The sequence below is a fragment of the Skermanella stibiiresistens SB22 genome (genome assembly GCF_000576635.1).
GTDB classification, from domain to species: Bacteria; Pseudomonadota; Alphaproteobacteria; order Azospirillales; family Azospirillaceae; genus Skermanella; species Skermanella stibiiresistens.
The window spans coordinates 1-1,435 of record NZ_AVFL01000098.1; the positions used below are offsets into that span (position 1 = coordinate 1).

The 1,435-nt window shown below is 66.1% G+C and carries 1 protein-coding gene; it reads left to right on the plus strand.

Annotation, left to right across the window (positions count from 1 at the left end):
* Positions 1–12: 12 nt before the first annotated feature.
* The coding region (locus tag N825_RS37465; protein WP_157619795.1) for a HAMP domain-containing protein at positions 13–1,435 on the plus strand (1,423 nt) is incomplete at its 3' end.

The following is a 1,435-nucleotide window of genomic DNA, read 5'->3' on the forward strand; positions in this document are numbered from 1 at the left end:
CCCGCGGAGCAGATGATGGTTCGTAGTCTCAACGTCACGCACAAGCTCGGCGTCGCCGCGCTGCTGTTCCTCGTGCCAGTGGGCTACCTGCTGGCGGGCATGATCGGAGCCGGGAACACGACCATCAACTTCAGCCAGAAGGAACGGGTTGGAACCGTCTATCTCCGCGATCTCGCCCATCTTCATCAGGAACTGGCCAACGCCGCGTTGGCCGGCAAGCCTCCGCCCGACAACGCCGCCGCGCGCCTCGCCGAGGCGGAGCGGCTTTACGGCGAGGGTCTCGAAAGCGCGGAACTCTCCGCCGCCGCAGTCTCAGCGGTAAGGTCGCCCGTCGTGGAGACGGTGGATGGCAACACGGGGTCCCGTCCGGCGCTCCGCGCCTTGATCGCCCGCATCGGGGACAAGAGCAATCTGATCCTGGATCCCGACCTCGACTCCTTCTACGTCATGGACCTCACCTTGTTGAAATTGCCGGAAGCGCTCGATCGTGTCGTCACGATGGTGACACTGGCCCGCCAAACCTTCGCGGATGGGATGCTCGATTCAGAGGAGAAGGTCGGGTTCTACGTCGAACTGGGAGGACTGAAAGCCGTCACCGAAGGGATCGACGCGTCACTCGCCGCCGCCTACGGCGGCAATGCCGACGGATCGGTCAAGGCGGCCCTCGACCAACCCGCCAGGATCCTACTCGCTGATCTTCGCGATCTGCTTGCCGGCATCGAGCATGGCGTACCACAAAAGGCTGCGGTTGATCATCTGCTCGCGGGAATCGTCGGGTTCAACGCCGCCACCTCGGCGGAACTGGAGCGGTTGCTCGTCCGTCGTATCGATGGGTTCCGCATGGAACAGTACCGCATGCTGCTGATCACGGCCGTTCTGTTCACGGCGTCGGCGATGGCCGTTCTCCTGGTCGTCACCAGGGGTGTCCTGCGTCCACTGCACGGCATCGAGACCGCCATGAACCGCCTCGCCGAAGGGGATCTGGAGAACGAAATTCCCGGACTTGATCGCCGCGATGAGGTCGGCCGGATGGCCAGGGCCGTCGCCGTGTTCCGGAAGAACGCCACCGAGCGTCGGAGGATGGAGGCGGATCGGGAACGTGAGGCCGTCGCCAAGGAACGCCGGCGGATCGCCATGGAACAGCTGACGTGCGACTTCAACCGGTCGGTCAGCGGAATGCTCGGCACGCTCGCCGACGCGTCCACGGAACTCCACGCGACGGCCCAGTCGATGACCGAGGCGGCCGGGAACACCAGTTCGCGCTCCATGGCGGTCGCCGCCGCCGCCGAGCAGGCTTCCGTCAACGTCGAGACGGCCGCCGCGGCCGCGGAGGAACTGAGCGCGGCGAGCGCCGACATCTCCCGGCATGTCGAGCATTCCAGCCAGACAGCGCGGGCGGCGGAGGCCCAGGCGGGACGCGCCGTCGAGGTGGTCG